The organism is Sphingomonas sp. P3_C5, from assembly GCF_056402635.1.
In genome coordinates this window covers 161,445-180,157 of sequence record NZ_JBFUHA010000006.1, presented here as the reverse complement: position 1 = coordinate 180,157, position 18,713 = coordinate 161,445, and the positions used below count along the sequence as shown (strand labels likewise).

Below are 18,713 nucleotides of genomic sequence, written 5' to 3'. Positions count from 1 at the left end.
GTTTTTCGGGTTACGGGGTAGTTTTGATGGGAGATATCAGCGCTGAACCGTCGATGGAGGATATCCTCTCGTCGATCAAACGCATCATCGCCGAGGAGGGCGAGACTGCGACCGCAGCCAGCAGGGCGCGCCGCGCGGCGCGCATCATGAGCCCCCAGGCCCAGCCCGGCGCTTTCGGGCACGACGAAATCCTGGAATTGAGCGATCCGGTGCGGGCGTCGGATGAGGAGGCCCCTGTGGCTATGGACCAAAACGCCGCCATGGACCGAAACGCTGGCGCCCAGCCGGCCGATGAACTGCCTTCGCCCTTCTCGCGCCCTCTCGCCACTCCCGTGGAGTCGATCCTGAGGCAGCGCGTCGCCCCTTCTTCGAAGGCGATCCTGACTCCGTCTGTCACCCCCGAGCCCGCAGCGGAGCCTGAGCCTGAGCCTGAGCCGGTCGCTGAAGTCGCTGAAACAGTCCAGGCGGCACCTGCTGCTGAGCCGGCCCCCGAGGCCCGCGCCGCCGATACCATCCTGTCGCCGCGTACCGCCGATGCGAGTCGTGGTTCGCTCGACGCGCTGTCGCGGCTGATCGTGAAGCCCGAGGTTGCGGGCAGCGATTCGCTCGAGGGCCTGGTGCGCGAGATGCTCCGGCCGATGCTGCGCGAGTGGCTCGATTCCCATTTGCCGGCGATGGTCGAAACCATGGTTTCGCGCGAGATCGCCCGGATCACCGGCGCGCGCTAGATCTGATCTTCACTAGCCCTCTTTACTTCCCCAGCGAAGGCTGGGGAAGGCAGCAAGAAGGGGCCGCTAACGCGCATCGTGGTTCACCGCTGGTGCGTTTCGCTTTAACCCTTCGCACGAGATTGCGGCTTGCGCTGGCATCTGCCAGATCGGGCGCATGAAAATACTCCTCTCCGCGAGCATGCTCGCGCTTGTCGCCGCCGCTGCTCCTGCCGGCGCCCGCCAACTCACTATCGACGACGTGACGATGCTCGCGCGCGTCGGCGCGCCTGATGTCTCGAAGGACGGCCACTGGCTCGTCTGGCAGCAGCGCGAGACCGATCTTTCGATCGATGGCGGTCGCTTCGATCTGTGGAAGCTCGATCTGACCAAAAAGGGCGCTACGCCTGAAAAGCTGGTCGCCGAAGCCGATGTCAACGAAACCGCGCCGCAATTCTCCGCTGATGGCAGGGCGGTCTATTTCCAGTCGGACAAAGGCGGTGACGACGAAGTCTGGTCAGTGCCGATCGCGGGCGGGGCGGCGAAGCAGCTGACCAGCTTCAAGGGCGGCATGGGCGGTTTCAAGGTCGCCCCGACCGGGGACAAGCTGCTCGTCTTTGCCGATCGCACGGTCGGAGCGCCGAGCCTCGAGCCGCCGATGGCGAAGAAGGACCCGAACGCGGGCAATGGCCGCGCGTACGATCAGATGTTCATCCGCCACTGGGCGAGCTGGTATGATTATACGCGCTCGCAGATATTCGTCCTGCCGCTGACCGCCGACAGTGCGCCAGGCAATGGCGTCGCGATCGAGCATGGGCTGGTCGGCGATTCCCCGTCCAAGCCAATGGGTGGGGGCGAGGAGATATCGTGGAGCCCGGACGGCAAGACGGTCTATTTCGCGCTGCGCCAGTCGCCGGTGCCGGGGGTGAAATCGGATCTGCCGATGGAGCCGCTCTCGGTGAATCTCGATATCTGGGCGGCACCGGCTGATGGGTCGTCCGCGCCGGTCAACCTGACCGACGCCAATGACGGCATGGACAATCTCCCGACGGCGTCGCCTGACGGCAAGTCGCTTGCCTGGTTCGCCATGAAGCGGCCGGGCTATGAGGCTGATCGGCAGGTACTGATGGTCCGCGATCTCGCCAGCGGCAACGTCCGCGCGCTGACCGAGAGCTGGGATCGCTCGGTCGGCTCGATCGCCTGGTCACCCGACAGCAAGGCCATCATCGTCACCGCTGAAGACACGCAGGAGAACCCGATCTGGTCGATCGATGCCGCCAGCGGCAAGATCACCCGGCTGACCCTGGCGGGCAATGTCACCGCGGTGGTGCCGACCGCGAAGGGCCTGGTCTTCTCGATGAACAGCCTGACCGCGCCTGATGATTTCTATATGCTCTCGGGCAAGAAGACGGTGCGGCTGACCTCGGTCAATGCCGACAAGCTCGCCGGCATCGACATGCCTGAGGTGACCCGGTTCAGCTTTGCCGGCGCGAACAACGACACCGTGTGGGGCTATGCGGTGAAGCCTGCCGGGCTTGCCGCGGGGGCCAAGGCGCCGATCGCGTTCATGGTCCATGGCGGGCCGCAGGGCTCAAGCAACAACAGCTGGTCGTATCGCTGGAACCCGGCGGTGTTCGCCGGCGCCGGTTACGGCCTGGTCGCGGTCGATTTCCATGGCTCGACCGGTTACGGCCAGGGCTTCAGCGACGCGATCCGCAGCAATTGGGGCGGATGGCCGCTCGAGGATCTGCAAAAGGGACTGAAGGCGGCTACGAGCAAGTTCGGCTGGCTCGATGCCGACAATGCCTGCGCGCTCGGCGCCTCCTATGGCGGCTATATGATGAACTGGATCGAGGGCAATTGGCCGGACCGGTTCAAATGCATCGTCCAGCATGACGGCGTCTTCGATGCGCGCGCGATGGCCTATGAGACCGAGGAGCTGTGGTTCGACGAATGGGAGCATGGCGGCCACCCTTATTATGAGGCGCCGGCCGAGTTCGAGAAATGGAACCCGGTCAATTTCGTGACGAAGTGGCAGACGCCGCAGCTCGTCATCACCAGCGAGGGCGATTACCGGATTCCCTATACCCAGGGCGTGGCGGCTTTCACGGCGCTGCAGCGGCGCGACATCCCCTCGCGGCTGGTGGTGTTCCCCGGCGGCAGCCACTGGGTGCTGAAGCCGAAGGAGAGCCGCCAATGGTATGGCGAGGTGCTCGGCTGGCTGGGGAAATGGACCGGGAAAGCCCAATGAGGGCTTTCCTTGATTGCTTCCCGTACATAGATTGTAGGGTGAGGAGTTCACGATGACCGACATCAGGAAAACCCGTCCCAGCGACCTTCCGACGAAACGGGTAACCGCGCCGGACGGATCGGTCATCCAGATGAAGGTCGTGCAGGCAGAGAGCCCTACTCTAGGCTCGGATTTGCTGGCTGCCTTCCGCTCCAACGTGCGGCGGATCAGGGACGAGCGGAGAGACCGGCACCGTGCCGCTCAAAACTCCCCGGAAGCCTGATCGGCCTGTTCTTTGGATCGTTGCCGGGCCGAACGGCAGTGGCAAGAGTTCCTTCTACAATCGCACTGACATTGAGGGGTGGGGCGGCTCGGTCTGGATTATCAATCCGGACCTCCTGACCCAGCAGATCGTCGAACAAGAGCGCTTGGCGATCAATCAGGCAAACCTGGCTGCCGTGCAACGCATCCAGCGATGGCTCGAAGCCTCGATCGAAACCTATCAAACGATCGGCGTCGAGACTGTCCTTTCGTCGCCGAAGTATCGTGATCTGGTACTGAAAGCCCAGTCGCGAGGGTTTCGCGTGAAGATGATCTATGTGCTGCTGCGGTCAGCCGAGCTGCAGATCGAACGAGTCAGGATAAGGGTGTCGGAAGGCGGACATGACGTTCCAGTGGACAAGATCGTCGATCGGCGACGGCGGTCGTTCGCCGAGTTGCGATGGTTCAGCGAGCGCGTCGATGAATGCTATATTTTTGATAACTCCACGGGGGAACCGGAAATGATCGCTGAGAAGATCGATGGTCGGTTGTTTCGTTGGGCTGTTTTTGCCCCGGATCTCAGTGCTGCGTTAGGGTTTTAACCGCCGCTGATGGCAAGGTCTAACCCAAAGCCCGGACCATCAGGCGATAGCGGCCGATGCTGCCGTTCGGTACGATCTGGACATAGAGATCCTTGCCGGGTTCCACGTCGAGCATGATATCAGGGATGGTGCGCCCAGTGCTGTCATATTTCTCCGAGAGCTGCGATTTGGTCGCCGAGTAGATCTTGATATGAGGCACTAGCGTGGCGGACTGGTTTTCGAGCACCACCTGCACCGTGCCGCCCCTCGCGCCCCTGAGACGGAACCAGTCGGTATCCTTGGCGTCCATGATGTCGCCGTCGATCGGGACGCCCCAATTGAGCGGTGTCGGGGTCAGCTGATCGTCATTGGGCTCGTTCGCGTCATAAGCCTTTTGGCCGAGCACGGAGAGTTGATAGGCGCCGGCTGAGTCGGATGGGCCTATCGCGACATAGATGGCCTGGCCGGGATCGAGGCTGATCCCCTGGTCGATACTGGCGCCGGGGGTGCCGTTATAAATGTTCAGTAGCTCCGCGCGGTGGGCGTTGTAGATCTTGATCTCGGGACGGAGCGTCGCCGATTTATTCTCCAGCCGCACGGTTATCAGATCGCGCAGTTTTGCGGGGTTGTCGAAGCGATAGAAATTGCTTTGGCCTTCTTGCAGGGTCTCACCGGAAACCGTCATGCCGATGGTTGCTGCGGGCGCCTTTTCGATTGAGGACCCCGGCGCCATCGACACGGGCGGAGTCGCATTGTCGCTCCCGGAATTTCCGCCCGAACATGCCCCGAGCAGAACGGCGAGCAGCGCAGCACAGGAAAAGCGATTCATCGCGCGTCCCTCCCCAGATCGTTCAAGCTGTGAGTCGGTCTTTGGCGCCTGCCGCACACTCGCTTGTGACGTTCAATGTACCCACCGCCTGCGGGAAGTCGACTGGCGTTTAAATCACAGGGTGGCGTTTCAGGGCCGTCCAAGGCTAAAGCCCCGGCACCATGACCGAGCTCCCGAAAACCTTCGACCCCGCCGAACTCGAATCCCGCTGGTACGCCCATTGGGAATCGCACGGCCTGTTCCACCCCGAACGCCCGGGCGCGGAGCCGTGGACGATGGTCAACCCGCCGCCCAATGTGACGGGCAACCTCCATATCGGCCATGCGCTGGACAATACGCTGCAGGATATCCTCGCCCGCCATGCACGGCTGAAGGGCAAGGATGCGCTCTGGGTGGTCGGCACCGATCATGCCGGCATCGCGACGCAGATGGTGGTGGAGCGCAACATGGCGCTGCATCAGCAGAAGCGCACTGATTTCACCCGCGAGGAATTCGTCGCCAAGGTGTGGGAGTGGAAGGCCGAGAGCGGCGGGATCATCACCCAGCAGCTGCGCCGGCTCGGCTGTTCGATGGACTGGGCGAACGAGCGCTTCACGATGGACGAGGGCTTCAGCAAGGCAGTGCTGAAGGTGTTCGTCGATCTGTACAATGAGGGCCTGATCTACCGCGACAAGCGCCTGGTGAACTGGGATCCGGGCCTTGGCACCGCGATCTCCGATCTCGAGGTCGAGACGCGCGAGATCAACGGGCAGTTCTGGCATCTTCGCTATCCGCTCGAGGATGGGTCCGGTTTCATCTCGGTCGCGACGACGCGGCCGGAGACGATGCTCGCCGATATGGCGGTCGCGGTGAACCCGACCGACGAGCGCTATACCGCGCTGATCGGCAAACATGTGAAGCTTCCGATCACTGGGCGCCTCATCCCGATCGTCGCCGACGAGCATGCCGATCCCGAGCTCGGCTCGGGCGCGGTGAAGATCACGCCGGGGCATGATTTCAACGATTTCGAGGTGGGCAAGCGCGCGGGCTTCGCCGCTGGCGAGATGCTCAACATGCTCGATGCCAAGGCGCAGGTCGTCCAGACCTCGGACGGGCTGATCCCGGCGGATCTGATCGGGCTCACCACCGCCGACGCGCGCAAGCGCGTGGTGGCGCTGCTCGATGAGGCGGGACTGCTGGAACGCGTTGAGGATCGCGTGATCCAGACGCCTTTTGGCGATCGCTCAGGCGTGGTGATCGAGCCGTGGCTGACCGACCAATGGTATGTCGACGCGGCGACTTTGGCGAAGCCGGCGATCGAGGCGGTGAAGTCAGGTGCCATCAAGATCGTGCCCAAGACCTGGGAGAAGACCTTCTTCAACTGGATGGAGAATATCCAGCCCTGGTGCGTGTCGCGGCAGCTGTGGTGGGGGCACCGGATTCCGGCTTGGTTCGCTGAGGACGGACGGATCTTCGTCGCGATGGACGAGGCTGGTGCGCAGGCGCAGGCGGGCGAGGGCGTTGCACTGCGTCAGGATAATGACGTGCTGGATACGTGGTTTTCCTCGGCGCTCTGGCCGTTCGCGACGATGGGTTGGCCCGACGAGGGTGGTCCAACGCTTCACGGCCGCTACCCCAATGATGTGCTCGTCTCGGGCTTCGACATCCTGTTCTTCTGGGACGCCCGCATGATGATGCAGGGCATTCACCTCATGAAGGATGTGCCGTTCCGCACGCTCTATCTGCATGGGCTGGTCCGCGCGGCGGACGGCGCGAAGATGTCCAAGTCCAAGGGCAACACGGTCGATCCGCTCGGGCTGATCGACGAGTATGGCGCCGACGCGCTGCGCTTCTTCATGGCGGCAATGGAAAGCCAGGGCCGTGACATCAAGATGGATGAGGAGCGGGTTAAGGGTTACCGCAACTTCGCGACCAAGCTCTGGAACGCGGCGCGCTTCTGTCAGTCGAACGGGATCGGCGCGAGCACTGCGCTCGAGGCGCCCGAGGCGAGCCTCGCGGTCAACCGCTGGATCATCGCCGAGACGATCCAGACGGTGCAGGCAGTCGATCTCGCACTGGCGGACTATCGCTTCGATGGCGCTGCGAACGCGATCTACCAGTTCGTCTGGAGCCGGTTCTGCGACTGGTATCTCGAGCTGATCAAGCCGGTCTTGTCTAAAAGCCCCTCCCCTTCAGGAGTGGCGCCCGCCGATGGGGTCAATCATGCCCCCGGCATGATTGAGGGATTGCCGGGGGCAATCCCGACCCCATCGGCGGACGCCACTGGGTTGGGGTGGGGCAGTGCCTCAAGCAACGTCGCGGGTGAGGCAGAGTCCCCCACCCCCAACCCCTCCCCTGAAGGGGAGGGGCTTAAGGAAGCAGAAGAGACGCGCAAGGTCGCCGGCTGGGTGCTCGACCAGATCCTGGTACTGCTCCACCCGTTCATGCCCTTCATCACCGAAGAGCTGTGGTCGAAGATGGGGCCGCGCGAGAATGAGCTGATCGTCTCGAAATGGCCGGTGGCCGATGCGCGCGCGATCGATCCCGAGGCGAGCAAGGAGATCGACTGGCTGATCCGGCTGGTCAGCGAAGTGCGAGCGGCGCGGAACGAGCTGAACGTGTCGCCCGGCGTGCGGATGCCGTTCCTCGTGCGCGACGCCGACGCGACGACACTTGAGCGCCTGACCCGGCAGGGGCCGGCACTCGCGCGGCTGGCGCGGATCGACCGTAGCGAGGGCGAAGCGCCCGCAGGTGGTGCGGTCCAGGTCGTGATCGACGAGGCGACCTTCGTCCTGCCGCTCGAAGGTGTGATCGACCTCGATGCCGAGCGAGCGCGCCTGTCCAAGGCAATCGCGGCGGCGGAGAAGGAGCGGGATTCGCTCGCCGGCAGGCTCGGCAATGCCAGCTTTATCGAGCGGGCCAAGCCCGAAGCGGTGGAGAAGGCGCGGGCTGACCATGCCGACAAGGCCGCTGAGGCTGAGCGACTGAGCGCGGCGCTGGGGCGGCTGGGTTGAGCCATCACCAGCATTTCGTCACCCCGGACTTGTTCCGGGGTCCACTGTTCCGCATGCGGGCGACCGGCGCCTTTGCGGGCCGGTGGATGCCGGAATGAATCCGGCATGACGGAAATGAAATCAGCCCGGCCAGGCCAGCGCGACCTCACCACAGGGCCGATCACATCGACCCTGCTTGCCTTCGCGCTTCCGACGCTCGGCTCGAACATTCTCCAGTCGCTCAACGGCTCGATCAACTCGATCTGGGTCGGGCGCTTCCTCGGTGAAAGCGCGCTCGCGGCGACGTCGAACGCCAATATCATCATGTTCCTGATGTTCTCGGCGGTGTTCGGCTTCGGCATGGCGGCCACCGTCATCATCGGCCAGTCGGTCGGGCGTCGCGACATCAATGCAGCGCGGCGCGCCTTTGGGTCGACGATCGGGCTGGTGATCGGTGGTGCGGTGGTGATCTCGATTCTCGGCTGGCTGTTCACGCCGCAGATACTCCGCCTGCTCGCCACGCCCGGCGAGGCGCAGAATATGGCGCGCGACTATCTGCGCGTGATCTTTCTCGGCCTGCCCTTCTCGATGCTCGGCGTGCTGATCCAGATGAGTCTTCGCGGCACCGGTGATTCGCTGACGCCCTTGTGGTTCATGCTGCTCAGCGTGCTGATCGACAGCAGCTTCAACCCGCTCCTCATCCAAGGCATCGGGCCGTTCCCGCGCATGGGGATCGCCGGCTCGGCGACCGCGACCCTGTTGGCCGGGTTCGTCTCTTCGGCCGGCTTGCTCGTCTATGTCTATTGGCGGGATCTGCCGATCCGGCTGCGCGGCCATGAGCTGCGCTACATGATCCCCGAGATGGCGCTGGTGAAGACGATCGTCGCCAAGGGCCTGCCGATGGGCGCCCAGATGCTGGTGATGTCGACCGCCGGGCTGACGATGGTCGGGCTGGTCAACCGGCTCGGCGTCGATACGGCTGCTGCCTATGCCGTGTCGCAGCAGCTCTGGACCTATATCCAGATGCCGGCGATGGCGATCGGCGTCGCGGTCAGCAGCATGGCGGCGCAGAATATCGGCGCCGGCAAATGGGATCGGGTGAATGCCATCACGCGCGCCGGGATTCTGTTCAATACCGTCATCACGCTCGTCGTGATCGTCGCGATCATCCTGTTCGACCGGCAGGTGATGGCATTGTTCGTGGGGAGTGCCAGCCCGGCGATTCCGATTGCGCGGCATATCCAGCTCATCGCCAGCTGGACCTTCCTGATGTTCGGCGCGACCATGGTGCTGTTCTCGACCGTACGCGCCAATGGCGCGACGATCGCGCCGCTGATCATTCTGGCGATCGCTTTCTATCCGGTGCGCATTGGGTTCGCGCTCCTCGGCCCGCGGTTCTTCGGCCAGGACGCCCTGTGGTATTCCTTCCCGCTCGGGTCAGTCGTGTCGCTCTCGCTTGCGATCCTGTACTTCCGCAGCGGCCGCTGGCGTGCGCAGTCACTGGTCGTGCCGCCCGACCCCGAAGAGGCCGGAGAGCATGCCCATACCACCGGCGAACCCGCTGGAAGGCTGCACCCGACCGGCTGATGCGATATAAATCGTTGATAATTAACGATTTAATGTATGGGGTCTGGGTCGAATGACCCTCTCGGGGCCGGGGCTGAAACTGTCAGCACCCGCATGACATTTCCAACAATGATCTGATCGGCGTTCCCGCGATTCAACCGCGGGGCGTCCTGGCCTATCGGGCTCGCTGGCTTGGACGGCGCCCGCCACGCCTCAGGCTTGCGCGTAGGGGCGGGAGGGGTCAAAAGCCACGCATGTCCGCCGCCTATCCAGCCCTTCGCCTTCGTCGTACCCGCGCCTCCGCGTGGAGCCGGCGCATGCACGCCGAGACCGTGCTCACGCCCGCCGATCTGATCTGGCCGCTGTTCATCACTGAAGGGGAGGGCGTGGAGGATCCGATCGCCAGCCTGCCAGGCGTGTCGCGCTGGTCGGTCGACGGGATCGTCTCGCGTGCTAAGGAAGCGCGCGGGCTGGGCATTCCCTGCGTCGCGCTGTTCCCCAACACGCCGCCGCATCTGCGGACTGACGATGGCGGCGAGGCGCTCAATCCGGACAATCTGATGTGCCGGGCCATCCGCGCGCTCAAGGACGCGGTGCCGGAGGTCGGCGTGCTGACTGATGTCGCGCTCGATCCCTATACCGCGCATGGCCATGACGGGCTGCTCGACGAGGGCGGCTATGTCCTGAACGACCGGACCGCCGAGGTACTGGTCGGCCAGGCGCTCAACCAGGCTGCGGCCGGCGCCGACATCATCGCGCCGAGCGACATGATGGACGGCCGGGTCGGGCTGATCCGCGAGGCGCTCGAGGCCGAGGCTCACGTCAACGTCCAGATCATGTCCTATGCCGCCAAATATGCGAGCGGCTTCTACGGTCCGTTCCGCGATGCGGTTGGGTCGCGCGGGCTGCTCAAGGGCGACAAGAAGACCTATCAGATGGATTCGGCCAATGCCGAGGAGGCGCTGCGCGAGGTTGCGCTCGATCTCGCCGAGGGCGCCGACAGCGTGATGGTCAAGCCGGGGCTGCCCTATCTCGACATCATCCTCAGGGTGAAGAGCGAGTTTCAGGTGCCGGTGTTCGCGTACCAGGTGTCCGGCGAATATGCGATGATCGAGGCAGCCGTTGCCGCCGGCGCGGCGGAGCGCGACGCGGTCGTGCTCGAGACGCTGATGGCCTTCAAGCGCGCGGGCTGCTCCGGCGTCCTCACCTATCATGCGGCGCATGCTGCAAGGCTGCTGAACGCGTGATCGAGACCGAGCGCCTGATCCTGCGTCAGTGGGAGGATCGCGACCGCGCGACCTTGCGTGCGCAGTGCAACGACCCTGAAGTCATGCGCTATCTGCTCCCGGTCGAGGACGATGCCGCGTTCGAGGCGATGCTTGGGCGGTTGGCGAACTGGCAGGAGACACTCGGCTATACTTTCTGGGTGATCGAGCGCCGTGAGGACGGTGCCGTGCTCGGCATATGTGGCCTGAAGGGCGGCGCGCCCGACACGCCGATCGAGAATATGGTCGAGATCGGCTGGCGGCTCGGGCGCGACCATTGGGGGCAGGGCTATGCCCGCGAAGCCGCGCAGGCGAGCCTCGACTGGGCCTGGGCCAATACCGATGCTCGCGAAATAGTAGCAATTACCGTGCAAGCTAATGCTGCGAGTTGGGGATTGATGGAGCGGATCGGGATGAAGCGTGACGTGGGGGGCGAGTTCGATCATCCGCTGGTGGCCGAGGGCAGCCCGTTGAGGCGCCATATCCTGTATCGCATCGCCCGGCCCGCCTGATGGCGCGCATCGCGGTGCCCGCGCGGTTCGGGCGATTGCTGTTCGTGGTGACGATCCTTGCCGGATCGTTCCTGCTGTTCCTCGTCCAGCCGATGGTCGCGCGGATGGCGCTGCCCAGGCTCGGCGGCGCGCCGGCCGTGTGGAACTCGGCGATGCTGGTCTATCAGGCGCTGCTGCTTGGCGGTTACGCCTATGCGCATCTGCTTGGCCGGGTGACGGTGCGGCTTCAGGCGGCGATCCACCTCGCCGTGCTTATCGTCGCTGCCTTCTGGCTGCCGATCGGGCTGATGGCGACTCAATTGCCGGTGAATGCACAGCCCGCGATCTGGGTGCCCTGGTTGCTCGGCGCCTCAATCGGGCCCTTGTTTTTCGCGATCTCGGCACAGGCGCCGCTGCTGCAACGCTGGTTCAGCGTGGCGAGCAAGGGGCAGGACCCTTATGCGCTCTATGCCGCGTCCAATTTCGGCAGCTTTGCCGGGCTGATCGCCTATCCGTTGCTGGTCGAACCCGGCCTCGCGCTGAACGGACAGAGCCGGTTGTGGACCTTCGGCTATATCATCGTGGCACTGCTCGTCGCGGTCTGCTCGATGATGTTGCCGAAGATGAAGATGGCGGTCGTCGAGGGGCCGATTGCCGCGAGTCCGCCGCCGAGGGGCCGGCGTGTCGCGCTCTGGATACTGCTCGCCTTCGTTCCCTCGGGCCTGATGCTTGCGACCTCGACCTATATCACCACTGATGTCGTCGCGATGCCGCTGCTGTGGGTGTTGCCGCTCGGCCTTTATCTGCTGAGCTTCACCATCGCCTTCGCGGCGAACCGGGCGCCTGCCGATCTGCTGACGCGGATCGCGCCGGTCGTCATCCTGCTGGTCGGCGGCGTGCTCGTCGGCGGCAATCAGGGCAGGCCCTATCTCAACGCCGGGCTTGCGTTGCTGCTGTTGTTCATGGCCTCGGTCGCGCTCCACACAGCGATGTACCGGCTGCGGCCAGAGCCTGACCGGCTCACCGGCTTCTATCTCGCGATGTCGGTAGGGGGCGTCCTCGGCGGCATATTTGCGGCTTTGATCGCGCCTTTGGTGTTCGACTGGACCTGGGAGTTCCCGATCCTGATCCTCGCGGCGGGCGCGCTGGTGCCTCAGAATTTCCTCGCCGAGCGGGTTTCGCAGCTATGGGCGCATGATGCGCAGCGTCGCCGGATTGCGACTCTTGGCGTCGCCTTCCTGATGGCTTTATTGGTGCTGGCGGTCCTCAATGTGCCCGGCGCGAGCGTCGACAGCGCAAGCCCATTGCAGGGCGTGGTCTTCCTGATTGTTGTTGTGATTGGCCTGGGCGTAGTTGGCGCGCGGGGTGCCTTTCTGGTGGTGCTGGCAGGCGCTCTGGTGGCGTTCGGTGGCTATCGATCGCTGCTGCTCTCGATGGAGCCGGGCGCGCGGACGCGCAGCTATTTCGGGGTCTATACCGTGCTCGGCGATCCCTCGATCCGGCAGCTGAAGCATGGCACCACAGTTCACGGCACCGAACTGCTCGGCAGCGCGGCACGCGAGCGCACGACGACCGCCTATTATGTTCCCGGATCGGGCGTCGGCCAGGCAATGCAGGCAGTGCCGGCGCTGTACGGCGATCATGCCCGGATTGGCGTGGTCGGGCTGGGGGCGGGGACGCTCGCCTGTTACGCGAAGCCCGGCCAGATATGGCGCTTCTACGAGATCGACCCGGCCGTGGTGCGGATCGCGCGCGACACCGGGCAATTCCATTTCCTCAGCGACTGCCTGCCTGGCGCGACGATCGAGGTCGGCGATGCCCGGCTCAATCTCGCGGTCGAGCCGACTGCCTCGCTCGACCTGCTGACGCTCGACGCCTTCTCGTCGGACGCGGTGCCGATGCATCTGATGACGCGCGAGGCGTTCAACACCTATGGCCGCGTCCTCGCGCCACACGGCGTGCTGCTGGTGCATATCTCGAACAAGTTCCTCGATCTGGAACCGGTCGTCTCCGCGGCGGCAAGGGCGGGCGGCTGGCATTCGGCCAAATTGCTCTATTTCCCCGGTGCCGAGGTCGAGCCGCCACGCGCGGTGTCCTTCTGGGTCGCACTGTCGCGCGATCCGGCGGTGCTGACGACGCTGAAGGCGCGGGATGCGGGCTGGAAGCCGTTATCGCGCTATCCGGGGTTCACGCCGTGGAGCGATGATTATTCGACCATCCTGCCGCTGGTGAAGGCGTTTCATTAGGGCGTGAACGAGACTAGGCTAGTCGCGTAGCTTGGTCCGCTTCTTCCAGAACCCGCGTGATTTGCGAACCGCCCGCTCTGAAGCGTCTGTTTTGACGCCGTCCATATAGCCCCAAATTTTTCGGATGTTGTAGGGGATGGCGAACGCGAACCATGCCAGCCCCAGGCCGATGATGACCTCGAAGGCCATCACGCAATCCAGGCAAATACGAGGATGGGTCCCAAAATCAGCAGGAGAGCGATCCAACGTGAGCGACGACCTTCCGCATTTTCGGAGACCGGCCCGTCGGCAAAAAGTGCGCCCATTACCTCGATAATCGCGCTCGCCACTCTCAGGTCCTTCCGGGTAGCACCTATCGCAAACCATCAAATGCGCAACGACCACCCTCGACCAAGCGCAGACAATGGCGCAACCTGCTCACAGGAGGAGGTAACCTAGGAATGATCGATCGCCGGACCTTGTTCGCCCTGACGCTCGTCGCGCCGTTCATGGCGGGGGCCGCGCCGGCCACGCGCACGATCGGCAAGAGGGCGGCGCGTAGCGAATTTCTCAAGATCCTCGCCATGTTCAATACGGCCGACGTTCCCGGCTTTCTCGCTTATGGGCCGCCGCTGTTGATCGATCACGGCAAGCCGGTCACGCGCGATGCGCTGCCGGCGTTTTTCGAGTCGCTGCGCAATTTCAACGGCAAGCCGGATGAGAAGCCTGCGTGGCTCAATCACGGCAGTTTCGGCTACAAGCGTCCGCCCGCTCCGCGATCGATCTTCGGTGCGGCGGTCTCGCGCTCGGTCTGGATGGACGCCTCGGACGACAACAGTGTCGAGGATGTCCATATGGTGCCCATCCCGCTGCACTACGACGCCGGCTATTATCCTCGCTTCGAACAATGGAACATATTCTTCGAAGGTGACCGCATCGTCAGGCTCGAGCGTTGGTTGGAGATGTCCTAGGGACTGCCTCAGGCAAGGTGCCTGCCGGCGCTTGTCCGGGCCACTGGAGAGCGTCACCGACCGCTGCCCACCTTTTTTCGCCGCCTGTCGTGAGTGGCGCTGATTCAAACCTCCGGGATAATGGCGCAGGAGCCCACTGGCCGGAGTCGAGCGTCGAGGCGCGCCCGTCATTCGCGCTTTTCGCTCTTTCGCATTGTCGATGATGTGCATGCCCGGCTGGCTGTTCCGGCCGGTGTGCTGGCTGTTACCTGGCTGTTCGGCTGGCTGCCATTGGTTGTTTTGCTGGCTGATAGCTGGCCGTCATTCAATAACAGCCAGCCTCGCGGTGCTCAGGCGGCCGGCAGCATCGCCTGGATCGCAGCGATGCGCGCTGACTGTGCGGTGAGCTGGGCTTCGGCGACGGTGCGGAGCGCTTCGATGGCTGGATAGGCGGGCTGCAGGGTGGCGGCGCGCTCGATCGCCATCTCCTCGATGTCGGTCAGGGTCGCGGAGGTTGTCGCGCGGTAGCCGTCGAGTTCGGCCAGCGCGGTCTGGGCTGTGATCCAGGCTTCGCTGCCCGCCGCCTGTCCCTTGGCGGCCACTGCGGCCTGTTCGGCGCGATCAGCAGCGGGGGCGAAGGCGGTGGCCGATTCGCCTAGTGCGGTTCGTAGCGTGGCGAGTTTCGCGTCAGTCGGCGCATCGGGGGTCGCGACCGGCGGCGGGGGTGCGACCGGCTCGGCATCGCTGCGCGATTCGATCGGTCTCGGCAGAAGCGAGGGATAATGCACCGCATCGTCCGCCGCGCACCCGGTCATGAACAGGCCAAGGGACAAGGTGGCGCAGGCGAGGGGGGTGAGGCGCTTCATGCTCCAAGGCTCTATGCGGTGGAGAAGCAGTGCGCAACGCACTTGCGTCCCGGCAAAGACGCCTCTATGGCCTCGCTTCCCGCGCACCCGTAGCTCAGCTGGATAGAGCATCAGACTACGAATCTGAGGGTCGGGCGTTCGAATCGCTCCGGGTGCGCCAATTTTTTCCAGACAGTCCGCCATTCCCCGGCGGGGCCTCAACCGCCCCGCCGGATGTTGGCCTCGCAGGCCGCACGATTGGGCGAGACGACGTGGGCTGAAATGCCTAGTGGCATCAAAACGCCGCTTCCGAATCATATAGGATGCGCGCTTCGCTTTCGGACGGGATCAGATCGGTGCGTTTACTCTACGGTTTGCCGCTTGTTGCGCTTGTGTCGCCGTTCCCCGTTTTCGCTCAGGATGCCGCACCGGCGCACGGGCCTCAGGCGGAGGATATTGTCGTGCTCGGCAGCAGCCTGCCGCTGCCGCCCGGCACGCCGGCTTATGGATCGGTGGTGATCGAGCGCGAGCGGTTGACGGGCGACGCATCGGGGCGGGTCGAGGACGTGCTGGCCGATGTCGCGGGGCTGCAGCAGTTTCGCCGTTCGGACAGCCGATCGGCCAATCCGTCGGCGCAGGGTGTCACGCTCAGGTCGCTTGGAGGCAATGCATCCAGCCGGGCGCTGGTGCTGCTCGATGGCGTGCCGATCGCTGATCCGTTCTTCGGGTACATCCCGTTCAACGCTTTGGCTGCCGATCGATTGGCAGGCGTGCGGATCACCCGGGGCGGCGGGGCGGGGGCGTTCGGTGCAGGTGCCGTCGCTGGCACGATCGAGCTTGCCAGCGCGACGCGGGCCGATCTGCCGGTGTTTTCGGGCAGTGCCGATTATGGCAGCTTCAACTCGGAAGTGGTGTCGGGGAGCTACTCGCCCGATGTGGGGAGCGGCTTCGTCTCGGCTTCGGGCAAATGGGAGCGGAGCGATGGCTATTTCACCACGCCGGCCTCGCAGAGCACGCGCGCCGATGCGAGGGCAAGGTTCAGGGACTGGTCCGGCAGCATCCGCGTGGTGGCGCCCATCGACAGCCAGACAGAGATCCAGGCGCGGGGCCTCGTCTTTCGCGACAACCGCACCTTGCGCTTTCAGGGCGCCGACAGCAGCTCGGAGGGCGAGGACGCCAGCATCAGGCTGATCCACCGCGGCGACTGGGCGATCGATGCGCTTGCCTATGTCCAGGCGCGCAACTTCACCAACAAGGTGATCAGCGCGACCAGCTTCAAGCTGACGCTCGACCAGCGCAATACGCCGTCGACGGGGCTTGGTGGGAAGATCGAGGTTCGCCCGCCAGTGGGTGGGGACCATGTTCTCCGTATCGGCGTCGATGCGCGCTATGCTGACGGCGAGCTGTTCGAGGATGCCTATACGGCCGGCGCGGTCAGCACGCGGCGGAATGCGGGCGGGGATACCAGCACGATCGGGGCGTTCGTCGAGGATGACTGGACGATCGGCAGGCTGGTGCTGACCGGCGGCGTGCGTGGGGATCGGTGGACCATCACCAACGGCTTCATCCGCGAGGTGGCGGCGAGCGGCTCGGTTGGAAAGGACCAGCATTTTGCCGATCGTGATGGCTTTGAGGGCACCGGGCGGGTTGGCGCGCTGTTTCATGCCAGTGAGGCGATTGCGCTTCGGGTGGCGGGCTATACCGGATTTCGGCTGCCGACGCTCAACGAGCTGTACCGGCCCTTCGTCGTCTTTCCCGTCACCACCAATGCGAACGAGAAGCTGGGGTTGGAGAAGCTCAAGGGCGTCGAGGGCGGCATTGATCTTACCCCGCTGCCGGGTGTGTCGATCGGCGTCACGGGGTTCTACAACCGGCTCGATGGGGCGATCGCCAATGTCACGACTGGCACTAATGTGCGCCAGCGCCAGAATGTGGATGCGATCGTGGCCAAGGGCATCGAGGTGACGGCGGAGGCGCGGCATGGGGCCTTCTCGCTGGACGGGTCCTATGCGTTCAGTGACTCGCATGTGCGTGCCTCGAGTCTTCAATCGGGGCTGAACGGCTTCATCCCGGCGCAAAGTCCGCGGCATACGGCGAGCGCGACTTTGGCGTGGGCGCCGAAAGAGGGGCCTGGGTTGTCGACGACGGTGCGCTATGTCGGCAAGCAATATGAGGACGACAAGCAGACCGACGTGCTGCCCGATGTCTGGACGGTCGATGCCGTTGCACGGATGCCGATCGGGAAGCACTTCGCGATCGTCGCGCGGGCGGAGAACCTGTTCGATGCGACGATCATCACCCGCAATCAGGCGGGGTCGATGGACCTCGGCACGCCGCGTACCCTGTGGATCGGGGTACGCATCAACGGATAGCTACGCGGTCGGCGGCGCGGCGGGGAGGATCACCATGATCCGCAAGCCACCGATCGGCGAGGGACCGGCCTCGATACGGCCGTGATGCGCCTCGACGATCGCCTGGGCGGTTGCGAGGCCCAGGCCTGAGGTCATCACGGACTCCCCGGGCTCGGTCGAGCTGCGGTAGAAGGGCTCGAACAGGCGCTGGGCCAGCTCGGTATCCACGCCGGGGGCGCTGTCGTCGATGATCAGCCGCCACGCGTTCCCATGGCCTTCGAGGCCGAGCATGATCCGGCCGCCGGCGGGCGTGTAGCGCAGGCTGTTCTCGATCAGGGCGGTGAAGAGCTGTTCGATCCGGGCGCCGTCCCATTTCACCGGCACCGTCATCTGGGGCAGGTTGCCGGGCTCGAGCGTGACGCGCTGGGCCTGGGCGCGCTTGCCGCTCGTCCAGATGGCGTTGTGGATCAGCGCGCGGGGATCGACGGTTGTAAAGGTGACCGGCAGGCGGCCGAGATCGGCGAGGGCGACCGCGTGGAGATCCTCGGCCATCTCGCCGAGCCGCCGGACGCCCTCGACCACTTCCTCGAAGCTCTCGGGGTGAGCCGGCGGGGCGTTGGTGTTGATCCAGGCGAGCCTGTCGGCGAGGGCATGGACCGGCTTGCGGAGCTCCTCCGAGACCGAGACGAGCCACGTGCGGCGCGCGGTTTCGAGCCGGTCGAAGGAGCGGGCGATGCGGCCGAGGTTGCGCATCGTCGACTGGGTTTCGGACGGGCCGGTCTCGGTGACGTCGGCGTCGTAATCGCCCTGGGCGATCGCGCGGCTGGCGCGGAACAGGGCGAGCTGCGGGCCGGTCCAGCGGCTGGCGATGACATAGCCGGCGATGAGCAGGATGAGGAAGATGAGGCTCATCACCGCGACGATGCCGACGACCTGATCGCGGGCAAAGGCGTAGCTTGCGGCGTTGGAGGCTGGTGCGCGGACGATCTTGGCGATGGCGGCGACCGCGCCGTTGACGGTGACCTGGCGCTCGGCGCGGACTCCTTCCTGATCGGGCGCTGGGCCCGCGATCAGGGCGCCGGTGGGCGTGTAGAGCGCGACGCGGCCGACCAGGGGCGGGGCGGAGTCGCCCGCGGCCTGAGCGTCCTTCAGCGCCTGCTCGGTTTGCTGGAGCGCCTGGGCGGGGGTTGCGCCGGCGCGAATCTCGGTTGCGGTCAGCGCGGTGTAGGCGGTGAGGAGCTGGCGATCCTGGCCATCGAGATAGGCCTCGTTACCGCGATCGAGATTCCAGACGAGGACGGCTCCCGGCAGGACAGCCGCGAGCAATGCCTGACCCGCCAGCAGCAGGAACAGTCCGGCGAACAACCGCACTTAGAATTCTCCCCGTCTCGGCGGCAACGCCGCCGGCCTTTGGGGTAGCGTGAATGCGGTACCGAAACA

General features: G+C 64.8%; 16 protein-coding genes and 1 tRNA gene. 12 read left to right on the top strand and 5 right to left on the bottom strand.

Annotated features, from left to right (window positions below):
- Positions 1-26 precede the first annotated feature (26 nt).
- The 4 genes from AC1DVS_RS16390 (at position 27) to AC1DVS_RS16375 (ending at position 3,800) form a co-directional block, all read left to right on the top strand.
- On the top strand, positions 27-728 hold the full coding sequence (locus AC1DVS_RS16390) for a DUF2497 domain-containing protein (protein WP_478024774.1): 702 nt from the start codon (positions 27-29) through the stop codon (positions 726-728).
- A 157-nt stretch (positions 729-885) separates the two neighbouring features.
- Entirely contained in the window at positions 886-2,958 is a 2,073-nt protein-coding gene (locus AC1DVS_RS16385) for a S9 family peptidase (RefSeq protein WP_478024772.1), read from the top strand.
- Between the two features lie 52 nt (positions 2,959-3,010).
- The gene (locus AC1DVS_RS16380) at positions 3,011-3,220 is read left to right on the top strand and encodes a hypothetical protein (RefSeq protein WP_478024770.1); all 210 of its coding nucleotides are present in this window, start codon (positions 3,011-3,013) and stop codon (positions 3,218-3,220) included.
- Entirely contained in the window at positions 3,192-3,800 is a 609-nt protein-coding gene (locus tag AC1DVS_RS16375; RefSeq protein ID WP_478024768.1) for an ATPase, read from the top strand. The genes AC1DVS_RS16380 and AC1DVS_RS16375 overlap by 29 nt, the downstream gene beginning before the upstream one ends.
- A 19-nt stretch (positions 3,801-3,819) precedes the next feature.
- Here the strand turns inward: AC1DVS_RS16375 and AC1DVS_RS16370 are convergent, their stop codons facing one another.
- Entirely contained in the window at positions 3,820-4,608 is a 789-nt protein-coding gene (locus AC1DVS_RS16370) for a hypothetical protein (RefSeq protein ID WP_478024766.1), read from the bottom strand.
- Positions 4,609-4,769: 161 nt separating this feature from the next.
- Here AC1DVS_RS16370 and AC1DVS_RS16365 point away from each other — a divergent pair, with 161 nt between their 5' ends.
- From AC1DVS_RS16365 to AC1DVS_RS16345, 5 genes are all read left to right on the top strand, one after another.
- Positions 4,770-7,601 carry a valine--tRNA ligase gene (locus tag AC1DVS_RS16365; protein ID WP_478024764.1) on the top strand — a complete coding sequence of 944 codons (2,832 nt, stop codon included), beginning with the start codon at positions 4,770-4,772 and terminating at the stop codon, positions 7,599-7,601.
- A gap of 114 nt (positions 7,602-7,715) precedes the next feature.
- Positions 7,716-9,167, top strand: a complete 1,452-nt coding sequence (locus AC1DVS_RS16360; RefSeq protein WP_478025078.1) for an MATE family efflux transporter — start codon at positions 7,716-7,718, stop codon at positions 9,165-9,167.
- A gap of 233 nt (positions 9,168-9,400) precedes the next feature.
- Positions 9,401-10,393: a porphobilinogen synthase gene (gene hemB, locus AC1DVS_RS16355; protein ID WP_478024762.1), complete on the top strand. Its 993-nt coding sequence runs from the start codon at positions 9,401-9,403 to the stop codon at positions 10,391-10,393.
- Positions 10,390-10,923 carry a GNAT family N-acetyltransferase gene (locus tag AC1DVS_RS16350; protein WP_478024760.1) on the top strand — a complete coding sequence of 178 codons (534 nt, stop codon included), beginning with the start codon at positions 10,390-10,392 and terminating at the stop codon, positions 10,921-10,923. The genes hemB and AC1DVS_RS16350 overlap by 4 nt, the downstream gene beginning before the upstream one ends.
- Positions 10,923-13,148 (top strand): spermidine synthase, encoded by a 2,226-nt coding sequence (locus tag AC1DVS_RS16345; RefSeq protein WP_478024758.1) that lies wholly within the window; start codon positions 10,923-10,925, stop codon positions 13,146-13,148. Before AC1DVS_RS16350 ends, AC1DVS_RS16345 begins: the two co-directional genes overlap by 1 nt.
- 18 nt (positions 13,149-13,166) lie before the next feature.
- Here the strand turns inward: AC1DVS_RS16345 and AC1DVS_RS16340 are convergent, their stop codons facing one another.
- Positions 13,167-13,337 carry a hypothetical protein gene (locus AC1DVS_RS16340; RefSeq protein ID WP_478024756.1) on the bottom strand — a complete coding sequence of 57 codons (171 nt, stop codon included), beginning with the start codon at positions 13,335-13,337 and terminating at the stop codon, positions 13,167-13,169.
- Complete coding sequence (locus AC1DVS_RS16335) at positions 13,337-13,477, bottom strand: hypothetical protein (RefSeq protein ID WP_478024754.1); 141 nt, start codon at positions 13,475-13,477, stop codon at positions 13,337-13,339. The genes AC1DVS_RS16340 and AC1DVS_RS16335 overlap by 1 nt, the downstream gene beginning before the upstream one ends.
- 111 nt (positions 13,478-13,588) lie before the next feature.
- On the opposite strand from AC1DVS_RS16335, the gene AC1DVS_RS16330 reads away from it, so the two are divergent.
- Complete coding sequence (locus AC1DVS_RS16330; RefSeq protein ID WP_478024752.1) at positions 13,589-14,098, top strand: hypothetical protein; 510 nt, start codon at positions 13,589-13,591, stop codon at positions 14,096-14,098.
- Between the two features lie 329 nt (positions 14,099-14,427).
- On the opposite strand, the gene AC1DVS_RS16325 is transcribed toward AC1DVS_RS16330, so the two are convergent.
- Positions 14,428-14,943 carry a hypothetical protein gene (locus tag AC1DVS_RS16325; protein ID WP_478024750.1) on the bottom strand — a complete coding sequence of 172 codons (516 nt, stop codon included), beginning with the start codon at positions 14,941-14,943 and terminating at the stop codon, positions 14,428-14,430.
- An 83-nt stretch (positions 14,944-15,026) separates the two neighbouring features.
- On the opposite strand from AC1DVS_RS16325, the gene AC1DVS_RS16320 reads away from it, so the two are divergent.
- Together AC1DVS_RS16320 and AC1DVS_RS16315 are read left to right on the top strand one after the other, a co-directional pair.
- A tRNA-Arg gene (locus tag AC1DVS_RS16320) sits at positions 15,027-15,103 on the top strand.
- 142 nt (positions 15,104-15,245) lie between these two features.
- On the top strand, positions 15,246-17,294 hold the full coding sequence (locus AC1DVS_RS16315; protein WP_478024748.1) for a TonB-dependent receptor plug domain-containing protein: 2,049 nt from the start codon (positions 15,246-15,248) through the stop codon (positions 17,292-17,294).
- Here the strand turns inward: AC1DVS_RS16315 and AC1DVS_RS16310 are convergent, their stop codons facing one another.
- Positions 17,295-18,644: an ATP-binding protein gene (locus tag AC1DVS_RS16310; protein WP_478024746.1), complete on the bottom strand. Its 1,350-nt coding sequence runs from the start codon at positions 18,642-18,644 to the stop codon at positions 17,295-17,297. It lies immediately after the preceding gene.
- Positions 18,645-18,713 lie beyond the last annotated feature (69 nt).

What these genes read in the sequence shown, in the direction of transcription:
- AC1DVS_RS16370 (WP_478024766.1), bottom strand. Translation starts at nt 4,608, where the DNA reads ATGAATCGCTTTTCCTGTGCTGCGCTGCTCGCCGTTCTGCTCGGGGCA.
- AC1DVS_RS16385 (WP_478024772.1), top strand. Translation starts at nt 886, where the DNA reads ATGAAAATACTCCTCTCCGCGAGCATGCTCGCGCTTGTCGCCGCCGCT.
- AC1DVS_RS16330 (WP_478024752.1), top strand. Translation starts at nt 13,589, where the DNA reads ATGATCGATCGCCGGACCTTGTTCGCCCTGACGCTCGTCGCGCCGTTC.
- AC1DVS_RS16390 (WP_478024774.1), top strand. Translation starts at nt 27, where the DNA reads ATGGGAGATATCAGCGCTGAACCGTCGATGGAGGATATCCTCTCGTCG.
- hemB (WP_478024762.1), top strand. Translation starts at nt 9,401, where the DNA reads ATGTCCGCCGCCTATCCAGCCCTTCGCCTTCGTCGTACCCGCGCCTCC.
- AC1DVS_RS16380 (WP_478024770.1), top strand. Translation starts at nt 3,011, where the DNA reads ATGACCGACATCAGGAAAACCCGTCCCAGCGACCTTCCGACGAAACGG.
- AC1DVS_RS16345 (WP_478024758.1), top strand. Translation starts at nt 10,923, where the DNA reads ATGGCGCGCATCGCGGTGCCCGCGCGGTTCGGGCGATTGCTGTTCGTG.
- AC1DVS_RS16340 (WP_478024756.1), bottom strand. Translation starts at nt 13,337, where the DNA reads ATGGCCTTCGAGGTCATCATCGGCCTGGGGCTGGCATGGTTCGCGTTC.
- AC1DVS_RS16325 (WP_478024750.1), bottom strand. Translation starts at nt 14,943, where the DNA reads ATGAAGCGCCTCACCCCCCTCGCCTGCGCCACCTTGTCCCTTGGCCTG.
- AC1DVS_RS16365 (WP_478024764.1), top strand. Translation starts at nt 4,770, where the DNA reads ATGACCGAGCTCCCGAAAACCTTCGACCCCGCCGAACTCGAATCCCGC.
- AC1DVS_RS16315 (WP_478024748.1), top strand. Translation starts at nt 15,246, where the DNA reads ATGCGCGCTTCGCTTTCGGACGGGATCAGATCGGTGCGTTTACTCTAC.
- AC1DVS_RS16360 (WP_478025078.1), top strand. Translation starts at nt 7,716, where the DNA reads ATGAAATCAGCCCGGCCAGGCCAGCGCGACCTCACCACAGGGCCGATC.